Origin of the sequence: Corallococcus sp. AB049A (assembly GCF_003668885.1) — a bacterium.
In the GTDB taxonomy this organism is placed as follows: Bacteria; Myxococcota; Myxococcia; order Myxococcales; family Myxococcaceae; genus Corallococcus; species Corallococcus interemptor.
This window is the reverse complement of record NZ_RAWL01000807.1, coordinates 1-1,151: the sequence shown is the minus strand read 5'-3', so window position 1 is coordinate 1,151 and position 1,151 is coordinate 1. Positions and strand designations below refer to the sequence as shown.

1 protein-coding gene and 1 pseudogene are annotated in these 1,151 nt (G+C 71.4%); both read left to right on the top strand.

Going from position 1 to position 1,151, the window contains the following annotated elements; all coding sequences use genetic code 11:
• On the top strand, window positions 1–521 hold a 521-nt coding region (locus D7X55_RS39545), incomplete at its 5' end, for an RDD family protein (RefSeq protein WP_121725699.1).
• 50 nt (window positions 522–571) lie between these two features.
• Window positions 572–1,151 (top strand): annotated as a pseudogene (locus tag D7X55_RS39540) (FrgA protein); the annotation flags it as partial.

Below are 1,151 nucleotides of genomic sequence, written 5' to 3'. Positions count from 1 at the left end.
AGTCCAAGGTCTCCGCGGCCCCGGCGGTCCCGGCCGCCCCGGCCGCGGGCGAGGTCCACGCGCGGCCCGCCTCGCTGTGGCGCCGGCTGCTGTCCTTCACCGTCGACACCGCGGCCATCAGCGCCGTGGCGGCCGCCTACATCACCCTGGCCTCGTCCATCGCGGGCGTGAAGGGGCCGCAGCCGGGGCTGACCGGCCTGGACGCGTTCGTCGCCTGGCTGCGCGCGCTGCACACCGTGCTGCTGCCGGGCGTGGTCCTGGTGGTGGTGCTCGCCACCGTGTACTGCGCGGTCGCGGCCTTCCTGTGGAATGGACGCACCCTGGGACGGTTGCTCCTGGGCCTGCGGCTGGTGGACACCCATGGCATGGCGCCCACCCCGGGCCGGGCCATCTTCCGGGCGCTGCTCGCCGGGCTTTCCTTCGTTCTCTTCCTGGGCGGGTTCTGGATGGCGCTGTTCGACCGCCGCGGACAGACGCTCCATGACAAGCTGACGTCCACCTTCGTCGTCCAACCGAGCTGAAACCGGCTCATTGTGCCTTGCGGCCGCGGCCGTAAGATGCCGCGGCCTTCATGCCTTCGCGTCTTGCCCAGCACCTCGTCTCGCGCGCCCTCCTGACCCAGGAGCAGGCCGGGGAGTTGTTGCGTCAGCATCAGGCCCAGGGTGGCCACATCGACACCGCGCTCCTGGAGCGCGGCCTCTCCGAAGCGGACGTCCTCGCGATGCTGGGCGAGGTCTCCGGCTTCCGGCCCGTGAACCTGGTGGACTTCGAGCCCAACCTCGAGGTCGCCAGCTTCATCCCCCCGAAAATCGCCGAGCGCCTGAGCGTCGTCCCCCTGTCGCTGGACGGCAACACGCTGCACGTGGCGTGCGCCTACCCGGTGCCCAAGAAGGAGCTGGACGAAGTCGGCTTCCTCCTGGGCAAGCCCCTGGAGCTGTGGGTCGCCATCGAGCTGCGGGTGCGCGAGTGGATCTCCATCATCTACCGCCAGCCGCTGCCGCCCCGCTTCGTCCAGCTGGGTGAAGCAGTCGCCCAGCAGCAGGCCGGAGCGCTCACGCCGCCCCCGCCACCGCCGCCCGACGACGAGTCGATGACGGTGGACATGGTGGAGCAGCTGGCGCGCTCCGTGGCCCACGAGCCCGTGCCCGCGC